This window comes from Escherichia sp. MOD1-EC6842 (assembly GCF_002965705.1).
Taxonomy (GTDB): domain Bacteria; phylum Pseudomonadota; class Gammaproteobacteria; order Enterobacterales; family Enterobacteriaceae; genus Escherichia; species Escherichia ruysiae.
On the sequence record NZ_PTRF01000002.1, the window covers coordinates 217406 to 238495 of the forward strand.

Annotated in this window: 22 protein-coding genes; 3 read left to right on the top strand and 19 right to left on the bottom strand. The window is 51.2% G+C overall.

Annotation, left to right across the window (positions count from 1 at the left end):
* Positions 1 to 73: 73 nt before the first annotated feature.
* Positions 74 to 862, top strand: a complete 789-nt coding sequence (locus A7Z29_RS03995) for a deaminated glutathione amidase (RefSeq protein WP_024212406.1) — start codon at positions 74 to 76, stop codon at positions 860 to 862.
* A 128-nt stretch (positions 863 to 990) separates the two neighbouring features.
* Positions 991 to 1194 (top strand): twin-arginine translocase subunit TatE, encoded by a 204-nt coding sequence (gene tatE / locus A7Z29_RS04000; RefSeq protein WP_000503931.1) that lies wholly within the window; start codon positions 991 to 993, stop codon positions 1192 to 1194.
* A gap of 98 nt (positions 1195 to 1292) precedes the next feature.
* On the opposite strand, the gene lipA is transcribed toward tatE, so the two are convergent.
* The 14 genes from lipA to leuS all read right to left on the bottom strand — a co-directional run bounded on the left by lipA (position 1293) and on the right by leuS (position 15814).
* Positions 1293 to 2258, bottom strand: a complete 966-nt coding sequence (gene lipA, locus A7Z29_RS04005) for a lipoyl synthase (protein ID WP_000042625.1) — start codon at positions 2256 to 2258, stop codon at positions 1293 to 1295.
* A 410-nt stretch (positions 2259 to 2668) separates the two neighbouring features.
* Complete coding sequence (gene lipB, locus A7Z29_RS04015) at positions 2669 to 3310, bottom strand: lipoyl(octanoyl) transferase LipB (protein WP_105289820.1); 642 nt, start codon at positions 3308 to 3310, stop codon at positions 2669 to 2671.
* 101 nt (positions 3311 to 3411) lie between these two features.
* The gene (ybeD, locus tag A7Z29_RS04020; RefSeq protein ID WP_000850550.1) at positions 3412 to 3675 is read right to left on the bottom strand and encodes a DUF493 family protein YbeD; all 264 of its coding nucleotides are present in this window, start codon (positions 3673 to 3675) and stop codon (positions 3412 to 3414) included.
* Positions 3676 to 3783: 108 nt separating this feature from the next.
* On the bottom strand, positions 3784 to 4995 hold the full coding sequence (dacA, locus tag A7Z29_RS04025) for a D-alanyl-D-alanine carboxypeptidase DacA (protein WP_001092444.1): 1212 nt from the start codon (positions 4993 to 4995) through the stop codon (positions 3784 to 3786).
* Between the two features lie 139 nt (positions 4996 to 5134).
* Positions 5135 to 6223 (bottom strand): endolytic peptidoglycan transglycosylase RlpA, encoded by a 1089-nt coding sequence (gene rlpA, locus A7Z29_RS04030; RefSeq protein ID WP_085460513.1) that lies wholly within the window; start codon positions 6221 to 6223, stop codon positions 5135 to 5137.
* A gap of 10 nt (positions 6224 to 6233) precedes the next feature.
* Positions 6234 to 7346, bottom strand: coding sequence for a peptidoglycan glycosyltransferase MrdB (gene mrdB, locus A7Z29_RS04035; protein ID WP_000131717.1), 1113 nt, complete (start codon positions 7344 to 7346; stop codon positions 6234 to 6236).
* A 2-nt stretch (positions 7347 to 7348) separates the two neighbouring features.
* Entirely contained in the window at positions 7349 to 9250 is a 1902-nt protein-coding gene (gene mrdA / locus A7Z29_RS04040) for a peptidoglycan DD-transpeptidase MrdA (protein WP_000776207.1), read from the bottom strand.
* Between the two features lie 30 nt (positions 9251 to 9280).
* Positions 9281 to 9748 (bottom strand): 23S rRNA (pseudouridine(1915)-N(3))-methyltransferase RlmH, encoded by a 468-nt coding sequence (gene rlmH / locus A7Z29_RS04045; protein WP_000776104.1) that lies wholly within the window; start codon positions 9746 to 9748, stop codon positions 9281 to 9283.
* A gap of 3 nt (positions 9749 to 9751) precedes the next feature.
* Entirely contained in the window at positions 9752 to 10069 is a 318-nt protein-coding gene (rsfS, locus tag A7Z29_RS04050) for a ribosome silencing factor (RefSeq protein WP_001161665.1), read from the bottom strand.
* Positions 10070 to 10329: 260 nt separating this feature from the next.
* The gene (locus A7Z29_RS04060) at positions 10330 to 10941 is read right to left on the bottom strand and encodes an adenosylcobalamin/alpha-ribazole phosphatase (RefSeq protein ID WP_010346554.1); all 612 of its coding nucleotides are present in this window, start codon (positions 10939 to 10941) and stop codon (positions 10330 to 10332) included.
* A gap of 23 nt (positions 10942 to 10964) precedes the next feature.
* Positions 10965 to 11606, bottom strand: a complete 642-nt coding sequence (gene nadD / locus A7Z29_RS04065) for a nicotinate-nucleotide adenylyltransferase (RefSeq protein ID WP_105289834.1) — start codon at positions 11604 to 11606, stop codon at positions 10965 to 10967.
* A gap of 1 nt (position 11607) precedes the next feature.
* The gene (holA, locus tag A7Z29_RS04070) at positions 11608 to 12639 is read right to left on the bottom strand and encodes a DNA polymerase III subunit delta (protein WP_000620515.1); all 1032 of its coding nucleotides are present in this window, start codon (positions 12637 to 12639) and stop codon (positions 11608 to 11610) included.
* Positions 12639 to 13217 (bottom strand): LPS assembly lipoprotein LptE, encoded by a 579-nt coding sequence (gene lptE, locus A7Z29_RS04075; protein ID WP_001269667.1) that lies wholly within the window; start codon positions 13215 to 13217, stop codon positions 12639 to 12641. The genes holA and lptE overlap by 1 nt, the downstream gene beginning before the upstream one ends.
* A gap of 14 nt (positions 13218 to 13231) precedes the next feature.
* Positions 13232 to 15814: a leucine--tRNA ligase gene (leuS, locus tag A7Z29_RS04080; protein WP_010346551.1), complete on the bottom strand. Its 2583-nt coding sequence runs from the start codon at positions 15812 to 15814 to the stop codon at positions 13232 to 13234.
* Positions 15815 to 16048: 234 nt separating this feature from the next.
* Here leuS and A7Z29_RS04085 point away from each other — a divergent pair, with 234 nt between their 5' ends.
* The gene (locus tag A7Z29_RS04085) at positions 16049 to 16531 is read left to right on the top strand and encodes a zinc ribbon-containing protein (protein ID WP_105289821.1); all 483 of its coding nucleotides are present in this window, start codon (positions 16049 to 16051) and stop codon (positions 16529 to 16531) included.
* Positions 16532 to 16569: 38 nt separating this feature from the next.
* On the opposite strand, the gene rihA is transcribed toward A7Z29_RS04085, so the two are convergent.
* The 5 genes from rihA to gltI all read right to left on the bottom strand — a co-directional run bounded on the left by rihA (position 16570) and on the right by gltI (position 20840).
* Positions 16570 to 17505 carry a pyrimidine-specific ribonucleoside hydrolase RihA gene (gene rihA, locus A7Z29_RS04090; protein ID WP_105289822.1) on the bottom strand — a complete coding sequence of 312 codons (936 nt, stop codon included), beginning with the start codon at positions 17503 to 17505 and terminating at the stop codon, positions 16570 to 16572.
* Between the two features lie 117 nt (positions 17506 to 17622).
* Positions 17623 to 18348, bottom strand: coding sequence for a glutamate/aspartate ABC transporter ATP-binding protein GltL (gene gltL / locus A7Z29_RS04095; RefSeq protein WP_000624497.1), 726 nt, complete (start codon positions 18346 to 18348; stop codon positions 17623 to 17625).
* Positions 18348 to 19022 (bottom strand): glutamate/aspartate ABC transporter permease GltK, encoded by a 675-nt coding sequence (gene gltK / locus A7Z29_RS04100; protein WP_000272809.1) that lies wholly within the window; start codon positions 19020 to 19022, stop codon positions 18348 to 18350. The genes gltL and gltK overlap by 1 nt, the downstream gene beginning before the upstream one ends.
* Positions 19022 to 19762 carry a glutamate/aspartate ABC transporter permease GltJ gene (gene gltJ / locus A7Z29_RS04105; protein ID WP_000020950.1) on the bottom strand — a complete coding sequence of 247 codons (741 nt, stop codon included), beginning with the start codon at positions 19760 to 19762 and terminating at the stop codon, positions 19022 to 19024. The genes gltK and gltJ overlap by 1 nt, the downstream gene beginning before the upstream one ends.
* Positions 19763 to 19931: 169 nt before the next feature.
* Entirely contained in the window at positions 19932 to 20840 is a 909-nt protein-coding gene (gltI, locus tag A7Z29_RS04110; RefSeq protein ID WP_016159089.1) for a glutamate/aspartate ABC transporter substrate-binding protein GltI, read from the bottom strand.
* Positions 20841 to 21090 lie beyond the last annotated feature (250 nt).

Consider the following 21090-nt stretch of genomic DNA (forward strand, 5'->3'; position numbering starts at 1 on the left):
ATTTGTATGAGTGATAAGTGTAACGCCGAATAATCATCGTTGGCGAATTTTACGACTTTGGCAGGAGGTGGTAATGCTGGTTGCCGCAGGACAATTTGCTGTTACATCCGTGTGGGAAAAGAACGCTGAAATTTGCGCCTCGTTGATGGCGCAGGCGGCGGAAAACGACGTCTCGTTGTTTGTCCTGCCGGAAGCCTTGCTGGCGCGGGACGATCATGATCCGGATCTATCTGTTAAATCAGCGCAGCGGCTGGAAGGCCAATTTATCGGGCGTTTATTGCGGGAAAGTAAACGTAACATGATGACGACGATTCTGACGATTCATGTTCCCTCTACGCCGGGGCGAGCATGGAATATGCTGGTGGCTCTTCAGGCAGGAAAAATTGTCGCTCGTTATGCCAAATTGCATCTTTATGATGCGTTTTCCATTCAGGAGTCGCGTCATGTTGATGCAGGTAATGAAATAGCCCCGTTACTGGAGGTCGAAGGCATGAAGGTCGGTCTTATGACCTGCTATGACTTACGCTTTCCGGAGCTGGCGCTGGCACAGGCTATACAGGGAGCAGAAATCCTGGTCCTTCCGGCAGCCTGGGTTCGCGGACCGCTCAAAGAGCACCACTGGTCAACGTTGCTTGCTGCTCGTGCTCTGGATACCACCTGTTATATGGTGGCGGCAGGGGAGTGCGGGAACAAAAATATCGGGCAAAGCCGGATTATCGATCCCTTTGGCGTCACCATTGCGGCGGCGGCAGAAATGCCGGCCTTAATCATGGCGGAAGTGACACCTGAACGCGTGCGTCAGGTACGTGCACAACTCCCCGTCTTAAACAACCGACGGTTTGCGCCACCGCAATTATTATGATGTTTTTTTATTCGGCGCTTGATTCACCTTGTTACAGATTGCTATTGTGTGCGCGCGTCGAATGACCGTTAATATTCTCTGGTTTTTAAGGCGCGTTCTGTTGCCGGTTTTATGTCAAGAAGGTATCTATGGGTGAGATTAGTATTACCAAACTGCTGGTCGTTGCGGCACTGGTCGTTCTGCTGTTTGGGACTAAGAAGTTACGTACGCTGGGCGGAGACCTTGGAGCGGCTATCAAAGGATTCAAGAAAGCGATGAATGATGACGATGCTGCGGCGAAGAAAGGCGCAGACGTTGATCTTCAGGCTGAAAAGCTCTCTCATAAAGAGTGACGTGGCGAGCAGGACGCTCCCTCTATATCTTGTTCGATAAAAAAACCCGCTTCAGATAGCGGGTTTTTATCAGACAGATGTAAGTAATTATTACGGGATTACTTAACTTCCATCCCTTTCGCCTGCAAATCAGCGTGGTAGGAAGAACGGACAAACGGACCACATGCAGCATGGGTAAAGCCCATCGCCAGTGCCTCGGCTTTCATTTCGTCGAACTCATCCGGGCTAACGTAACGTTGAACTGGCAGGTGATGGCGGCTTGGCTGCAAATATTGCCCCAGCGTTAACATGGTCACACCATGACGACGCAGATCTCGCATCACTTCAATAATTTCTTCATTGGTTTCGCCCAGACCCACCATTAAACCCGATTTGGTCGGGATTTCCGGATGCGCTTCTTTAAAGCGTTCTAAAAGTTTCAGCGACCAGTTGTAATCCGCGCCTGGGCGTACCTGACGGTAAATACGCGGCACGTTTTCCAGGTTGTGGTTGAACACGTCTGGCGGCGTGGCGGTCAGAATATCCAGCGCGCGATCCATACGACCACGGAAATCCGGCACCAGAGTTTCAATTTTGATTTCCGGGCTTTTTTCCCGAATGGCAGTAATGCAATCCGCAAAGTGCTGGGCACCGCCATCGCGCAGGTCGTCACGGTCAACGGAGGTGATAACCACATAACGCAGTGCCATATCGGCAATGGTCTGCGCCAGTTTCACCGGCTCATTGGCATCCGGAGCTACCGGGCGACCGTGGGCAACGTCACAGAACGGACAACGGCGGGTACAAATAGCGCCGAGGATCATAAACGTTGCTGTACCGTGGTTGAAGCATTCTGCCAGGTTAGGGCAGGAGGCTTCCTCGCAGACAGAATGCAGGCCATTTTTGCGCATTGCGGCTTTGATGCCCTGGATACGTGTAGAGTCTGCAGGAAGCTTGATTTTCATCCATTCCGGCTTGCGCAGCAGGGCTTCGCGCTCTGTTGCCACGTTTTTAACCGGGATAAGGGCCATCTTATCGGCATCGCGGTATTTTACACCGCGTTCCATCACAATGGGTTTACTCATAGCGTGCGTGTTCCAGTTGCGAATTACGAAGGAAAGCGTTCAACTCAATAGATTGTTGTAATTATCAACTATTTTTGAATTAACGACTGGCAGTATATCATTGAAACGGTCCAGAAAGCAGCCAAAGCGGTCGCGAAAATGTAAAATTGTTGTTGGTTTGTGCCATTTTGTCGTTTATCTCTGTGATCTGGCTGTAACAATAATTTTTTCAAATGACGTTGTCGGTAACATCAATCACTCATGAAGTCTGAGCACGCTGGATGAATGTGTTGTAATAGACAGCAAAATCCATTTGCCCCTCATTTAATGCTGAAAAGAGCTATTTCTCCAGAGGCCTGCAACGGTTAAAGAGGACATAAATGTGGGCATGAGTAATGACCCAGTACAAGTTGGGTCATTTATGAGCGTCGTTAAGCAGATATATATTCTACGGCAGGATTATTTAGCAGGGCTAAAATATTTCTCAGCAAGCGTGGCGCAACATTGTCGGTTGTTGCATCAGGTCTCCATTGCGATATTTTAGCCATTTCCATTCCCGCATACCCACAAGGGTTAATGCGTAAAAATGGCGAAAGATCCATATTGACGTTTAATGCCAGGCCGTGGAATGAACAACCGCGACGAATACGTAAGCCGAGCGAGCAAATTTTCTTTTCCCCGACATAGACACCCGGAGCATCTGCACGAGGATGTGCATCAATATCCAGTTCAGCCAGGGTATTTACAACCGTTTGTTCGAGTAAGGTCACCAGCTCACGCACACCCAGTTTGCGGCGTTTAAGATTAAACAAAACGTACATTACCTGCTGACCTGGGCCGTGATAAGTCACCTGACCGCCACGGTCGCTCTGGATCACCGGAATATCACCCGGCATTAAAATATGCTCCGCTTTTCCTGCTTGTCCCTGCGTGAATACCGGATAGTGCTCGACCAGCCAGATCTCATCAAGGGTATTTTCATCGCGGGTATCGGTGAATTCATGCATAGCCTGGGAGATTGGCTCGTAAGGCTGAAGACCGAGCTGGCGGACAAGAATTTTATCCTGATACAAAACGGCATCTCCGTGGAGAATGAGTAAAAGTGGAGAAAAAGTATATCACAGAGGAGGGAGGGGAGTTACCCGACCAGGAGGCCGGGTAATGGTAAAGCGAGTTACAGAACCATGCGGACAATATCGATTTTGCCCAGTTCTTCATACAGTGTTTCAACCTGCTCGATATGAGTGGCGTTGATAGTGATAGATACCGAGTGGTAGTTGCCTTTGCTGCTTGGTTTTACCGTTGGGGTGTAGTCACCTGGCGCATGGCGCTGTACCACTTCAACCACCTGATCAACCAGCTCAGGTAACGCCTGCCCCATAACTTTGTAAGTAAAAGGAGTAGGGAATTCAAGCAGTTCGTTAAGTTTGGTTTTCATGTCAGCTCCGGCGTAACGTAATTAAATAGCAACTCCCGCCAGAAGGCGGGAGTTTTTACTGATGCTTAGTATATGGGGGCGGAAATCACACTTTCAAGTGTTCAATTTTTAACCAAACCAGTGATGGAACATTAATTTAATGTAATCAATGATTTTGCCGAAGAAGTTGCCTTCCGGGATTTCCTGCAACACCACCAGCGGACGTTGCTCAATGGTTTTACCGTCAAGCTGGAAGTTAATAGTACCAACGACCTGATTCTTTTGCAGCGGCGCATGAAGCTCACTGCTGTTCAGCACGTAGCTGGCTTTCAGGTCTTTCATGCGGCCACGTGGGATGGTCAGGTAAACGTCTTTATCAACACCTAACGAAGCGCGATCAGAATCACCAAACCAAACCGGTTCAGAGGCGAACTCTTTGCCTACTTTCAGCGGGTTAACGGTTTCGAAGAAACGGAAGCCCCAGGTCAGCAGTTTTTTACTTTCGGCTTCACGGCCTTTGAAAGTGCGTCCGCCCATGACTGCGGAGATCAGACGCATCTGACCTTCTGTCGCAGAAGCAACAAGGTTGTAACCTGCCTTGTCAGTATGACCGGTTTTGATACCGTCAACATTCAGGCTGTTATCCCACAGCAGGCCGTTACGGTTGAGCTGACGAATACCGTTAAAGGTGAACTCTTTCTCTTTATAGATAGAGTATTCATTTGGCACGTCACGAATCAGCGCCTGACCGATCAGCGCCATATCTCGTGCAGAGCTGTACTGACCGTCAGCGTCGAGACCGTGTACAGTCTGGAAATGGGTATTTTTCAGACCCAGCGCGTTAACGTAGCTGTTCATCAGGCCAACAAAAGCATCCTGACTACCGGCGGCAAAGTCTGCCATAGCAACACAAGCATCGTTACCGGATTGCAGGTTAATACCACGGATAAGCTGCGAAACTGGAACCTGCATACCCGGTTTGAGGAACATCAGCGAAGAACCTTTAAACACCGGGTTACCGGTAGCCCAGGCGTCGTTGCCGATGGTCACTAAATCAGTTTCTTTAAATTTACCGGCTTTCATTGCCTGGCCGATAACGTAGCTGGTCATCATTTTGGTCAGGCTGGCAGGATCGCGGCGGACATCTGCGTTCTGTTCGGCGAGCACTTTGCCGGAGTTATAGTCGATCAGGATGTAGGACTCCGCGTCGATCTGCGGTACACCCGGGATCATAGTTTTGATATTCAGGTCATCGGCATGTGCAGCAGAGATAAAGGCTGTGCAAAGAGCCGTGGTGAGCGCCAGGCGCTTCATGATACGAGCGGAAGAAATGGTATTCATGGTCTGAACTACGACATCCGTGATGGAATTAAAAAAAGTGCCCTACTATAGCAAATGCACTACCGACAGGCATCTGACTTTCCGCGTGACTTTGTTAACGTCATTTACAGAAATTGACACTTCAGTTGCCTGCTTTACGCTATTGCGCGGTGGTAATAAATGACTGTAATTGGGCTTCGGTTTGTAAACGTTGCTGCAAGGTACTGGCTTCGGCTTTGCTGGCAAATGGGCCAAGCTGGATCCGCCAGACTGCGCCGTTTTGGGTCACTCGACCGGGGACGCCGAACTTCTGTCCTAACTGCTGTTGATACTGTTGAGCGCGAGCCTGATCGCTAACAGCACCGACTTGCACCATAAAGTTACCGCTGGCATTTTGCGAAGCAGCTTGCGGTGTCACCATTGCAGGTGTTGTTGCAGGCGTTGAAGCCGGTGCTGTGACCACTGGCTGTGGTGTCGGCGTCGGTTCACTGCCTTCCAGTACACCAGGCGCTAAGGTGGTTGGTGCGCCGAGGAAACCGCTGCTGGTGACAGGCGCGCCGGTCGGATCTTCACTTTTCAGCGTCGAATTGCTGACCGGAAGAATATCACCCTGCGGGCCAGATACTGAATTTGTTCCCGCTCCGCCGCTTAAGTCGGGGGGCGCTGGCAGGGCATAAGTCTGTTTGGCGACAGTGGTACAAGCCATGCCTGGACCAGAAAGAGAACCATCCTGGGCGACGATAATCGGATCGATACGAACTTTGGTGTTGTTCGAGGTGTTAAGACGGTCGGCTGCCGCGCGGGAAAGTGAAATTACGCGATCGTTGCCGTAGGGACCACGATCGTTAATGCGCACCACAATCATCCGACCATTAGCCAGGTTCGTGATTCGCGCGTAGCTGGGGATCGGCAGAGTCGGATGTGCCGCTGTTAGCTGCATCGGATCGAACGCTTCACCTGAGGCCGTCAGATTGCTGCCCGGTTCGGCATCATAAATAGCCGCCAGGCCAGCCTGACTAAAGCGTGAGGGATCCTGCACGATTTTGTAGCTTTTGCCATCGCGTTGGTAATCCTGATTCGCTGTCGCGTTCAGTGGTTCGAAACGCGGTTCTGCCCCGCCAATCTCAACTATTGGGCCGTTACATACCGCAGGCTGCGGTATACTTACCGTCTGTTGCTGACCATCATCGCTTGTACATGCCGCGAGCATTCCTGCCGCGATGCAGATCACGAGCCACTGCTTACGCATTGCGCACCTCTTACACGCTTTTCGACAACATTTTCCTGTGGGTGTGGATTGACATTACAATCCCAAACCCAGCCATCAGCACAATTAGCGCCGATCCTCCATAACTGACCAGTGGGAGCGGAACCCCTACAACCGGCAGAATACCGCTTACCATACCAATATTTACGAAGACATAAACGAATAATATCAGCATTAAGCCGCCAGCCATGACGCGACCAAAAGTGGTTTGCGCTCTGGCGGCTATCCACAGCCCGCGCATAATCAGCAGAATATAGAGAGCGAGCAGAATCAAAATGCCCACTAATCCCAGCTCTTCCGCCAGTACTGCGAAGATAAAGTCGGTATGGCGTTCGGGCAGAAATTCAAGCTGTGACTGAGTGCCGTGCAGCCAGCCTTTGCCGCGTAATCCGCCGGAGCCAATAGCTATTTTAGACTGAATAATGTGATAGCCCGCGCCAAGAGGGTCTGATTCTGGGTCGAGGAGCATCATTACGCGCTGGCGCTGGTAATCATGCATCAGGAAGAACCACAGAATCGGAATGAACGCTGCTACCAGCACCACTGCAACGCCGATCAGGCGCCAGCTAAGGCCAGAGAGGAACAGTACGAACAGACCGGAAAGCGCAACGAGAATTGACGTCCCCAGGTCAGGCTGCGCTGCGACCAGCAGCGTGGGCATAAATATCAGCACCAGGGCGATGGCGGTATTTTTTAACGACGGAGGACAAACGTCGCGGTTGATAAAGCGTGCCACCATCAGCGGCACAGCTATTTTGGCAATTTCCGACGGCTGGAAACGAACGATACCGAGATCCAGCCAGCGTTGAGCACCTTTGGAGATGGCGCCAAAGGCATCTACTGCTACCAGCAAAATAATACAGATGATATAGAGATAGGGCGCCCAGCCCTCATAAACGCGCGGAGGGATTTGCGCCATTACCACCATAATGACCAGACCCATTGCGATCTGACCGATTTTACGCTCCATCATGCCGATATCCTGGCCGCTGGCACTCCAGATTACCAGAGCACTGTAGACCAGCAATGCCAGTAAAATCAGCAGCATCGTGGGATCAAGATGGACTTTATCCCAGAATGTTTTTTTATTCGGATTATCCGTCATGATTAATGGTCCTCCGCTGCGGTAACCGCTGGGTTTTCCGCAGGCAGATCGGTGTTGTTATCGCCCAGCATAATGTGGTCGAGGATCTGGCGCATCAGCGTACCGACCGCCGGACCCGCGCCGCCGTTCTCCAGAATCATGGCGACAGCCACTTGCGGATTGTTATACGGCGCAAAGGCGGTCATTAATTTGTGGTCACGCAGACGCTCAGCAATTTTGTGCGCATTATAGGTTTCGTTCGCTTTCAGACCGAATACCTGAGCCGTACCAGATTTCGCCGCAATTTTGTACGGTGCGCTGGCAAAGTATTTATGCGCCGTACCGTTAGGGCGGTTAGCAACCCCGTACATACCGTCTTTCGCCAGCTCCCAGTAACCGGAATGAATATCGCCAACTGGCGGTTCATGCGGTTGTACCCATGGCACCTGTTTGCCGTCTTCGGCGGTGCTCATCAGCAAATGCGGAACTTTCACGACACCGTCATTAATCAGGATCATCAGTGCCTTACTCATCTGGATTGGGGTCGCTGTCCAGTAACCCTGACCGATACCGACCGGAATGGTGTCACCCTGATACCACGGTTTTTTAAAGCGTTTCTGTTTCCATTCGCGGGTAGGCATGTTGCCGGAACGTTCTTCTGCCAGGTCGATACCGGTGTAATGGCCATAACCGAATTTCCCCATCCATTCGGAAAGACGATCGATCCCCATATCGTAGGCCACTTGATAGAAGAAGGTATCCGCAGATTCTTCCAGCGATCTTGTGACATTCAGGCGTCCGTGACCCCATTTTTTCCAGTCACGGTAACGTTTTTCCGAACCAGGCAGCTGCCACCAGCCTGGGTCAAACAGCGTAGTATTGCGCGTGATCACCCCAGCACTTAATGCTGATACTGCTACATAAGGTTTAACCGTAGACGCCGGTGGATAAACCCCCTGCGTGGCTCGGTTCACCAGCGGTGTGTTCGGGTCGTTCAGCAATGCGGAATAATCTTTGCTGGATATACCGTCAACAAACAAGTTTGGGTCATAGCTTGGCGTGGAAACCAGCGCCAGCACACCACCTGTGCGCGGATCGGTGACTACCACAGCCGCGCGGCTGCCTGCCAGTAGTGTTTCAATATACTGCTGGAGTTTGAGATCTATCGTCAGGTAAATATCGTGCCCGGCTTGTGGCGGTACTTCTTTTAACTGGCGGATGACGCGACCACGGTTGTTAACTTCAACCTCTTCATAACCGGTCTGACCGTGCAACACATCTTCATAGTAACGCTCAATGCCTAGCTTACCGATATCATGCGTTGCCGCATAATTGGCTAGTTTGCCGTCATTATTCAGGCGTTCGACATCTTTATCGTTGATTTTCGACACATAGCCGATGACGTGGGTCAGCGCCGAACCGTAAGGATAGTAACGGCGTTTATAGCCTTTAACTTCGACACCCGGAAAACGGTACTGATTGACGGCAAAGCGAGCTACTTGTACTTCGGTCAGGTTAGTTTTCACTGGAATCGAGGTGAAACGGTGTGAACGTGCGCGCTCTTTTCTGAATGCAGCGATATCATCATCGGTCAGATCGACCACGCTGCGCAAAGCGTCCAGCGTTTGCTGCACGTTATCGACTTTCTCCGGCATCATCTCTACCTGATAGATAGTGCGGTTGAGTGCCAGAGGGATGCCGTTACGATCGTAGATAATGCCGCGACTGGGGGCGATAGGCACCAGTTTGATGCGGTTTTCATTAGAACGGGTCTGATAATCGGTAAAACGAACAATTTGCAGATTATACAGGTTGGCGATAAGCACGCCGGTCAGCAGCAAAATTCCCAAAAAGGCGACCAGTGCCCGGCGCACAAACAGTGCGGACTCTGCCGTATAGTCGCGAAAAGAGTTCTGTAGTTTCATCCGCTGCGTTTTCTACTCAAAGCTTTCTTATCACTCACGGTGATAAGGATGGTTGGTGGTAATGCTCCACGCCCGGTACAGACTCTCTGCGACCAGTACGCGAACCAGCGGATGGGGGAGGGTCAGCGCGGAAAGCGACCAGCTTTGTTCTGCCGCTGCTTTACAGGCAGGTGATAACCCTTCAGGCCCGCCAATAAGCAGGCTGACGTCGCGGCCATCAAGCTTCCATCGTTCCAGTTCAGCGGCTAACTGCGGTGTGTCCCAGGGCTTGCCTGGAATGTCGAGGGTGACAATGCGGTTTTTGCCTGCGGCTGCCAGCATCTGCTCACCCTCTTTGTCGAGTATGCGCTTGATGTCCGCGTTCTTGCCGCGTTTCCCGGCCGGAATTTCAATCAGCTCAAAAGGCATATCTTTCGGAAAACGACGCAGGTACTCGGTAAAACCGGTTTGTACCCAGTCCGGCATTTTCGTTCCCACGGCCACAAGTTGCAGCTTCACACATTAACTCCAGAGTTTTTCCAGTTCATACAGGCGACGGCTCTCTTCCTGCATGACATGGACAATAACTTCGCCCAAATCAACGACAATCCAGTCGGCGCTGTTTTCACCTTCTACGCCGAGCGGCAATAGACCAGCAGCACGAGACTCCTGCACAACGTGGTCAGCAATGGACATAACATGACGGCTGGACGTACCCGTACAGATGATCATGCAGTCGGTGATGCTGGATTTGCCCTGAACGTCTAAGGCGATGATGTCCTGACCTTTGAGGTCATCAATTTTGTCGATAACAAAATCCTGGAGTGCTTTACCCTGCAAGTTTTCCCCCTGGGTGAATTAAAAAGATAAAAAACGGTCTGCCAGTATACCTGAACCAGAGGCGATTTCGGGACAATTGTCGCCGAATCGGCTTTCGAAAGTGGGCTATCATCCCACCCTGCGCCGCAGATTGCATCGCCATTTTTGTAAAACAATTTCTACAAAGTCGTGTTTAGCGGAAAAAGTCCGGCTGCGGAGAATATCAGCCTGTCCGGGGCTGTCAATGGGCGCTGCACCTTACATGCAAAAAAACAGAAAAGTCATGCATCCCTGTGCCATATAGCACGGCTATTGAGGACACGTAGAGTTGCGAATGCGTCATTGATTTCAATGGCGCTCCAGCAGCCCTGGTCTACACGAAAATGCCACATCGCCCCGGCTGGCATACCAAGTAAGCGTGCAATTAACAGACTCAACACGCCCTGATGGCTGATGACTAATATATTTTTGTGGTGCTGATATTCAACAAATCCGGCAATAAACCTTTCTACCCGTTGCGAAAACGCCTGAAAACCTTCGCCGTTAGTTGGGACGGCATACTGCCAGTCATTGCACCATGCGCTATAGTTTTCGGCATCTTCTTGCATCAAATCGCGATGATGCCGCATCTCCCAGTCACCAAAAAACATTTCATTAAGCTCAGGGACGGTTTGTACAGGGAGCTGGCGGTCACTGAGAACCAGCCGCGCGGTATGCTGCGCGCGTTCCAGCTCACTACATAAAACCATATCGAAGGGAACATCACGCAACAGGGTATTCAGGCTTTGAGCTTGCTCGATACCGCGTGCAGTCAGTGGCGTCGGCGCATGACCGCTGTACAATCCATCGACATTTGCCTGCGTTTCGCCGTGACGAATTAACCACAGTCGCATCATTCCCTCCGTGATGACAGGTATCAGCGATACAAGCCTTGTTGGTTAATGTAGGTCAATACCGATTCCGGTAACAAATCTTCACATGATTCGCCGTTTTGCAAGCGTTCGCGGATGATGGTCGCCGAGATGTTAAACCACGGCGTTTCAGCGAGGTAAATTTTACCGGCAGACTGAAGGTGCAGATCTTCTGGATTATGCGTCAAATGATCTTCCAGCCACTGCTGGTATTGTGGTTGCGCCATTTCAAGCGGGTAACCGGGACGCCGACAGACAATTAAATGCGCATTGTCGAGAATTGTTTCGTATTCGTACCAGGTGGGAAAAGTCAGCAGTGAATCCTGACCAATAATAAACGCCAGTGGCACATCGTCACCTTGTTCCTGTCGCCACTCTTTGAGTGTTTGCGCAGTGTAAGAGGGGGCATTGCGCTTTAACTCACGTTCATCAAGGGTAAACAGTGGTTTGTCGGCAATAGCCAGTTCAAGCATGTGTTTTCGCTGCGCGCTGTTTGCTTCCGGCTGTGGACGATGCGGAGGAACATTGTTAGGGATAATAGTCACTCGCGTCAGACCAATCAGATTCGCCAGCGTTTCCACGGGTTTAAGATGACCATAGTGCACCGGATCGAAGGTGCCACCAAACAGAGCCTGTAAAGATTTCATATCAACCATCGATAAATACGTCTGCCAGTGGTTTATGGCACAACAGAAGAGATAATCCCTCCAGATCTGCCCACACCGACTGGCCGTAATCTTGTTTGAGGGTGAGTTCCGTTCGTGTGAGAAGTTGCACGGCCTGACGTAACTGCGGCTGGCTTAAGCGATTTAATGCCTCGCCCATCATGCCCCGCCGGTTCTGCCAAACGCGATGCTTATCAAACAACGCGCGTAACGGCATATGGGCAGACTGACGTTTCAAATTAACCAGTAACAACAGTTCACGTTGTAATGTGCGCAACAAAATAACCGGCTCGCTGCCTTCCAGACGCAGTTGCTGAAGAATGTGCAATGCGCGCTTGCTTTTGCCCATCAACAAAGCATCGACCCAATGAAAAGGGGTGAAATGCGCGGCATCATTCACTGCCTGCTCAACGCGCGGTAATGTCAGTTTGCCGTCCGGCCAGAGAAGCGATAAACGCTCCAGCGCCTGTGCCAGCGCCAGCAGGTTACCTTCATAACAATAGCAGAGCATCTGATTTGCAGCGTCATCCAGTTCTAAGTTGAGCTGTTTTGCACGCGCAGCAACCCAGCGAGGAAGCTGAGCCTGCTCCGGTGTCTGACAGGTTACCTGCACGCTTCGATTAGCAAGAGCAGTAAACCAGGCAGCATTTTCCTGCGCTTTGCTTAATTTATTGCCGCGCACGATCAGCAGCAAATCGTCATGCAGCAGTCCGGTCAGTGTCAGAAGTTGGTCATTGATCGCCGCATTTGGTCCGTTTTCTGGTAACAGCAGCAATAGCGTTTGTCGACTGGCGAACAGGCTCATGGCCTGGCATAGCGAAAATATCGCATTCCAGTCGGTGTTGGGATCAATGGAAAAAGTGTGGTGTTCTGCAAATCCTTGTGCTGCAGCTACCTGACGAACAGCGTCCTGGCTTTCCTGCAACAACAGAGGATCGTTACCAAGCAAAAGATACGCCGCGCGCAGCCCTTCATTGAGCTGCGCGCGGAGTTGTTCCGGGTACAACCGAATCATCAGTTACCCAGCGTAGTAGAGACGCGTGCAGGCGTTGCTGCAGTATCCGTTGTTTTCGACGTATCTTCGTCGGAACGGATATCCGCAGCGCGGATGCTTGGCAGCTTACGTATCAGCTGTTCGGCAGCACGGTCGTACATCTCTTGAATGATCATGCTTTGCTCATTATCTTTCGCTAACGCCATTTGCGGGTTATCGAAGAACGAACGGAAGACTTTGGCGCTAATCGGGTAGATGTCACGGCCAGGGATCAATACTGACGCGCTGACAGTCATCACCATTTGATATTCAGCGGTTTGACCATTACGGAAAACTGAAGCGGTATCCTGGGAGATTGATACAGCACCCAAACGCAGGGATGGAACATCCTTACGCGTGGTTTCTTTATCAAGCAACTCAACACCGTTCAGACGCAACTGATTACGCACCGCACGGCTTAACGGCCCGTTCGGGTCGCCAGAGTCCAGGATCATGACCTTCATAGTGGAAGGAACCTGCGTGGTATCACGCAGATGCCAGCCACACCCGGCGGTGATTAACACCGCCAGAGATAACAACAATGTTGCCAGATATCGCACGCTTCCTCCCGCGCTTAGCCAACGACCAGATTGAGGAGTTTACCCGGTACGTAAATCACTTTACGCACGGTAACGCCATCAAGATATTTTGCTACCAGATGTTCCTGGCCAGCACGTTCGCGAACCTGTTCTTCCGTTGCATCTACCGGAACGGTGATTTTGGCACGGACTTTACCGTTAACCTGCACCACCACCAGAGTGGAATCTTCCACCATCGCTTTCTCGTCTGCAACCGGCCACGGCGCGTTGTCGATATCACCTTCACCTTTCAGTTCCTGCCACAGCGTGAAGCAGATGTGCGGCGTGAACGGGTTAAGCATACGAACAACGGCCAGCAGGGCTTCCTGCATCAGCGCGCGATCCTGCTCACCATCGGTCGGTGCTTTTGCCAGTTTATTCATCAGCTCCATTATCGCCGCAATTGCAGTGTTAAAGGTCTGACGACGACCGATATCATCGGTCACTTTAGCGATAGTTTTATGAACATCACGACGCAGAGCTTTCTGATCTTCAGTCAGTGCGTCAACGTTCAGCGCCGCAACATCACCTTTCGCAGTGTGCTCGTACACCAGTTTCCAGACACGTTTCAGGAAGCGGTTAGCCCCTTCAACGCCGGACTCCTGCCATTCGAGAGTCATATCCGCCGGAGAAGCGAACATCATAAACAGACGAACGGTGTCCGCGCCGTAACGTTCAACCATCACCTGCGGGTCGATACCGTTGTTCTTCGACTTGGACATTTTGCTCATGCCGGTATACACCAGTTCATGGCCTGCCGCGTCTTTCGCTTTCACGATACGGCCTTTCTCGTCGCGCTCAACGATAGCATCAACCGGGGAAACCCAGTTACGTTCGCCGTTTTCGCCTACATAGTAGAAGGCATCTGCCAGCACCATACCCTGACACAGCAGCTGTTTCGCTGGCTCGTCAGAGTTCACCATGCCTGCATCACGCATCAGTTTGTGGAAGAAGCGGAAGTAGAGCAGGTGCATGATGGCGTGTTCGATACCACCAATGTAGATATCTACCGGCAGCCAGTAGTTAGCTGCTTTGGAATCCAGCATACCCTCTTTGTACTCCGGGCAAGTGTAGCGCGCATAGTACCAGGAGGACTCCATAAAGGTGTCGAAAGTATCGGTTTCACGCAGTGCCGGCATACCGTTAACGGTGGTTTTCGCCCACTCAGGATCTGCTTTGATCGGGCTGGTAATACCATCCATTACCACATCTTCCGGCAGGATCACCGGCAACTGGTCGTCCGGAGTAGGCATCACAGTGCCGTCCTCCAGCGTCACCATCGGAATCGGTGCGCCCCAGTAACGCTGACGGGAAACACCCCAGTCGCGCAGGCGATAGTTTACTTTACGCTCGCCAACGCCCATTGCCGTCAATTTGTCGGCAATGGCGTTAAAGGCCGCTTCATGGTCAAGACCGTTGAACTCACCAGAGTTGAACAGCACGCCTTTTTCAGTCAGGGCTTGCTGAGAAAGATCTGGCTCAGAGCCGTCAGCAGCCAGGATCACCGGTTTGATGTTCAGGCCGTATTTAGAGGCAAACTCGTAGTCGCGCTGGTCGTGACCCGGAACCGCCATGACTGCGCCAGTGCCGTACTCCATCAATACGAAGTTTGCTGCCCAAACCGGAATTTCTTCGCCCGTTAATGGGTGAACCGCTTTAAAGCCGGTATCGACACCTTTTTTCTCCATTGTCGCCATTTCAGCTTCGGCAACTTTGGTGTTACGGCATTCGTCGATAAAGGACGCCAGTTCAGGATTATTTTCTGCCGCTTTCTGTGCCAGCGGATGACCCGCCGCTACCGCCAGATAAGTACAACCCATAAAGGTGTCCGGGCGGGTAGTGTAAACGGTCAGCGTGTTGTCATAGTCGTTAACGTTGAAGGTGATTTCCACGCCTTCGGAACGACCGATCCAGTTACGCTGCATGGTTTTAACGGTGTCTGGCCAGTGATCCAGTTTATCCAGATCGTTGAGCAGTTCGTCAGCGTAAGCGGTGATTTTGATAAACCACTGCGGGATCTCTTTACGTTCAACTTTGGTATCGCAGCGCCAGCAGCAGCCGTCGATAACCTGTTCGTTCGCCAGTACGGTCTGGTCGTTCGGACACCAGTTGACCGCAGAAGTCTTCTTATATACCAGGCCTTTTTTATACAGCTCGGTGAAGAATTTCTGTTCCCAACGGTAGTATTCCGGCGTACAGGTTGCCAGCTCGCGGCTCCAGTCATAACCAAAGCCCAGCATTTTGAGCTGGTTTTTCATATACGCGATGTTGTCATACGTCCACGGTGCTGGCGCGGTGTTGTTTTTCACTGCTGCGCCTTCCGCAGGCAGACCAAACGCGTCCCAGCCGATCGGCTGCAGGACGTTTTTGCCCAGCATACGCTGGTAGCGGGCGATCACGTCACCGATGGTGTAGTTACGTACGTGGCCCATGTGTAGTCGACCAGAAGGATAGGGAAGCATAGACAGGCAGTAATACTTCTCTTTGCTCTCGTCTTCGGTTACTTCAAATGTGCGCTTCTCATCCCAGTGAAGCTGTACTTTGGATTCTATCTCTTCCGGGCGGTATTGCTCTTGCATGGCAGCCAGTGGTCCTGTTTTCAATACGGCTACAAATGTAGCGTTGAGGTGGTTTTTCAGATCCGCATAGCATAGCCCAAACGTCCGCGTCAAAACAGCCTTTCGCGCACTCGACGTTGAAATGATGCCCGGATTATTCATACATTAATTTACAGAGTTTGTGGGCGTATTAGCAAAGCAAGGAACAAAGAACGTCTATTATTATAGTCAGTTAACGACCCGGGAGATGAAACGATGAACAAGGTTGCTCAATATTACCGTGAACTGGTCGCGTCACTGAGCGAACGCCTGCGTAATGGCGAACGTGATATCGACGCACTGGTGGAACAGGCGCGGGAGCGCGTAATAAAAACAGGGGAGTTAACGCGAACCGAGGTCGATGAGTTGACGCGAGCTGTCAGACGTGACCTGGAAGAGTTCGCCATGAGCTATGAAGAGAGCCTGAAAGAAGAATCTGACAGCGTCTTTATGCGGGTGATAAAAGAAAGCTTGTGGCAGGAGCTGGCAGACATCACCGATAAAACGCAGCTTGAATGGCGCGAAGTTTTCCAGGATCTCAACCATCACGGGGTTTATCACAGCGGAGAAGTGGTAGGGCTGGGGAATCTGGTCTGCGAGAAATGTCACTTCCATTTCCCGATCTACACGCCGGAAGTCCTAACGCTATGCCCGAAATGTGGTCATGACCAGTTCCAGAGACGCCCGTTCGAGCCGTAATGGTAGTGCCGGATGACGTGATACCATCCGGCGAGTTATTAAGCGTAAAATTTAAGCCGTTCAGCCAGTAAATCAACAAAGCCCTGACGATCAACATCGACCATTACAGTGGCATTCGGTTTATTGCCAGTCAGATAATAATAATCAACCACCGTCATACCCTGGGTATATTTCCCCTGTGTTTCCACGCCGACCCAGCGTTCAACGGTGGTGAACAGTTCAGGTTTCAGTAGCCAGGCGATGGTGCATGGGTCATGCAGTGGTGCGCCGACAAAGCCCCATTTTTCGTCTTTATGATATTCGAGGAAGAAATCCAGCAGTTCGGCAACAATGGTTGAAACAGGGTTGCCAATCGCGCGGAAACGCTCGGTGTCCTCAACGTGGATTTGTGCTTTGTGAGTAACATCCAGACCGGCCATCACCACCGGGATCCCTGACTGGAAGACAATTTCTGCCGCTTCCGGGTCAACGTAAATATTAAATTCAGCCGCAGGCGTCCAGTTACCGAGTCCCATTGCACCGCCCATAATCACGATACGGGCGATTTTACTATGCAGTTCCGGATGGCTATTGAGCAGCAAGGCGACGTTAGTTTGCGGTCCGGTAGAGACAATGGTGACGGGTTCAGCACTTTCGTGCAGCGTTTTCGCCATCAGCTCCACCGCCGTGCAATTTTGCGGCGCAAATGCGGGTTCCGGTAATGCCGGACCGTCCAGTCCACTTTCGCCGTGCACGTTGTCGGCGATAATCAACTCACGCATTAACGGTTTCACCGCGCCGCCTGCTACCGGAATATCGGTGCGATTAAGCAAGGTCAGCATACGCAGAACATTGCGTAAGGTTTTTTCTGGTGTCTGGTTTCCGGCGGAAGAAGTAATCGCTTTAACATCAAGCTCAGGTGAGGCGAGGGCGAGAACTATTGCGATAGCGTCATCATGACCTGGGTCGCAATCTAACAGAATTGGCAGTGCCATTGTTGCTCCTTGTTGTGTGCTTCTTTGCGACAAGGGTAACGCCAGGATGTAACAGATACGAGGGGCGAAACGATAAAGCGTGAGATGGCGCGCACTTGGCTATGCGCGCCAGAGTGATTAATGCAGGATTTTCGCGAGGAAGTCTTTTGCGCGGTCCGATTTCGGATCATCGAAGAAAGCGTCTTTCGGCGAGTCTTCGACAATCTTTCCCTCGTCCATAAAGATCACCCGATTCGCCACTTTGCGGGCAAAGCCCATTTCATGGGTCACCACCATCATGGTCATTCCTTCGTTCGCCAGTTCCACCATTACGTCCAGCACTTCGTTGATCATCTCCGGATCCAGCGCCGATGTCGGTTCGTCGAACAGCATCGCAATAGGATCCATACACAGCGCGCGAGCGATCGCCACACGCTGCTGCTGACCACCAGAAAGCTGTGCCGGAAATTTATTGGCATGTGCGGAAAGTCCCACGCGCTCCAGCAGCTTGAGTGCTTTTTCACGAGCTGGTGCTTTATCGCGTTTAAGCACTTTCACCTGCGCCAGCGTCAGATTTTCGATAATCGACAGGTGAGGGAACAGCTCGAAGTGCTGGAACACCATGCCGACGCGGGAACGCAGCTTCGCCAGGTCGGTTTTTTTATCGTTAACCACGATGCCATCGACGGTGATTTCACCTTGCTGCACCGGTTCGAGGCCGTTGACGGTTTTAATCAGCGTTGATTTGCCGGAACCAGACGGGCCGCAAACCACCACAACTTCGCCTTTTTTCACTTCGGTTGAGCAGTCGGTCAGCACCTGAAAGTGACCATACCATTTTGAAACATTTTTCAGGGAAATCATTATGCTGTCCTTCTTTTCAAGTAGCTGACCAACAACGATGCGCTAAGGCTAATAACGAAATAAACAAATCCGGCAAACAGGATCATCTCAACCTGCGTACCATCACGTTCACCAATGGTTGAGGCGGTACGGAAGAAATCGGCCAGAGATAACACATACACCAGCGAGGTATCCTGAAACAGTACGATGCCCTGAGTGAGCAGTAGCGGCACCATTGCACGGAATGCCTGCGGCAGAATAATCAGTTTCATCGACTGCCAGTGGGTCATGCCGAGTGCCAGCGCGGCGCTCGACTGCCCACGGGAGATACTTTGAATACCGGCGCGGATAATCTCGGAATAGTAGGCCGCTTCAAACATCGAAAACGCCACCATGGCAGAAATTAAGCGGATATCTGTTTTTGGTGATAATCCCAGCACGTTTTGCAGAAAACCCGGCACGATCAGGTAAAACCATAGCAGAACCATTACTAATGGGATTGAACGGAACACGTTAACGTAGGCTTTGGCAAACCACGCCACGGGCGCAAAGCTGGACAGGCGCATCACCGCCAGCATGGTGCCCCATAAAATACCAATCACGACTGCCGTGATGGTAATTTTCAGGGTGATCACCAGCCCGTCCAGCAGATACGGCAGGGAAGGAACTATGGAACTCCAGTCAAACTCGTACATTACTTGCCTCCCATGTTGCCGGGCAGGCGAACTTTACGTTCAACCAGCGTCATCACCAGCATGATAACCGCGTTAATCAATACATACGCCAGCGTAATGGCGGTAAACGATTCCCAGGCGTGGGCGGAGTAATCGAGCAATTTACCGGCCTGCGCCGCCATATCCACCAGCCCGATGGTCGAGGCGATGGCGGAGTTTTTCACCAGGTTCATCATCTCGGACGTCATCGGCGGGACGATAACGCGATAAGCGTTAGGCAACAGCACGTAGCGATAAGCCTGTGGTAGCGTCAACCCCATCGCCAGCGCGGCATTTTTTTGCCCACGTGGCAGCGACTGGATCGCGGCGCGCACCTGTTCGCAAACACGAGCGGCGGTAAACAGCCCCAGACAGAGCATGGATGAAAGGAAAAACTGAATATTGGGATCCAGCTCGGCCTTAAACCACATGCCGATCTTCTCCGGCAGTAGCTCCGGGATCACCAGATACCAGGTAAAGAACTGCACAATTAGTGGCACGTTGCGGAACAGTTCGACATACAACGTACCCAGACCGGAGAGAAAACGGTTAGGAACGGTACGCAAAATGCCGAATAACGAGCCGACGAGGAAAGCGATAATCCAGGCGCAGATCGACAAAGCGATCGTCACCTGAAAGCCGCTCCAGATCCAGCCAAGATAGGTGGTGTTGCCGAACGGGGCTTGTTGTAAAAAAATACCCCAGTTCCAGTCTATAGACATAAATCTACTCCAGAAAAAAGAGGGTAGCAGCGTTAACTGCTACCCTCGAAGATTGTTACCCAGCGTATTGCGGTTTTCAGGCTCGATGGGGAACGACCATCAGGCGTATAGTCTGTCCGTGCTACGTAACAATCGAGAGGGCTGGAATTTCCGCCCCTGGTTCTTGTAATTAGTTCAGTGCCTTGTCATTCGGTTCTTTGAACAGTGCTTTCATTTCGTCTGACAGTTCGAAATTCATGTTCAGGTTTTTTGGCGGAATTGGATTTTTGAACCACTTATCAAACCATTTTTCCGCTTCACCGGAGGTCTGCACCTGAGCGATGGTGTCATCCATCAGCTTTTTGAACTGCGGATCATCTTTACGCAACATGCAACCGTAAGCTTCCTGAGACTGCGGCTTGCCGACGATTTCCCAGTTGTCTGGTTTCTTCGCTTTCGCACGCTCACCGGCCAGCAGGGCATCATCCATCATAAAGGCAACGGCGCGACCACTTTCCAGGGTGCGGAAGGAGTCACCGTGATCTTTGGCGCTGATGATGCGCATATTCATTTTTTGCTCTTCATTCAGTTTGTTGAGCAAAACTTCAGAGGTGGTGCCGGAAGTGACGACTACGGCTTTATCTTTCAGATCGGCAAAATCTTTAACATCGCCACCTTTTTTGGTCAGCAGGCGCGTACCGACCACGAAAATGGTGTCAGAGAAAGCCGCCTGTTTCTGGCGTTCGAGGTTGTTGGTGGTAGAACCACATTCAAAATCGAAAGTGCCGTTTTGCAGCAGCGGAATACGGTTTTGTGAGGTGATCGGAATCAGTTTCACCTGCAAGTCCGGTTTGTTGAGTTTCTTTTTCACTGCTTCAACAATGGCGTTGGAGTAATCCTGCGAGTAACCCACCACTTTTTGCTGATTGTCGTAATAAGAGAAAGGTACTGAAGATTCACGGTGACCGACGACAATCACGCCGTTTTTGGCGATTTTGTCCAGCGTACTGCCCGCTGCCGGGGCAGCGTCTTCTGCCTGTGCCAGTCCAGCAGAAAGCGCCAGGGCCAGGATTGCTGTGGCAGGTTTACGTAATTGCATATCCAACTCCTTTATCTCCTGCGTTAAGAACGCATGGATACCCGTTGTGAGTGTTTGTGTTGTTATCATCTGCAACTTTATTGTGCAGTGTTGTGCTTGTTAGGTAACATTTAGTTTGGCTAAATGTAAAGATATTGCTGTTTTATTGTTTGTTTTTGCGAGATGTACCGCACCATTCCGAAGCAAAATTCTTAAAATGCACCTTTTTGGTGCTATTGCTGTATTGCTGTGGTGCAACCGGGTTGCGCTA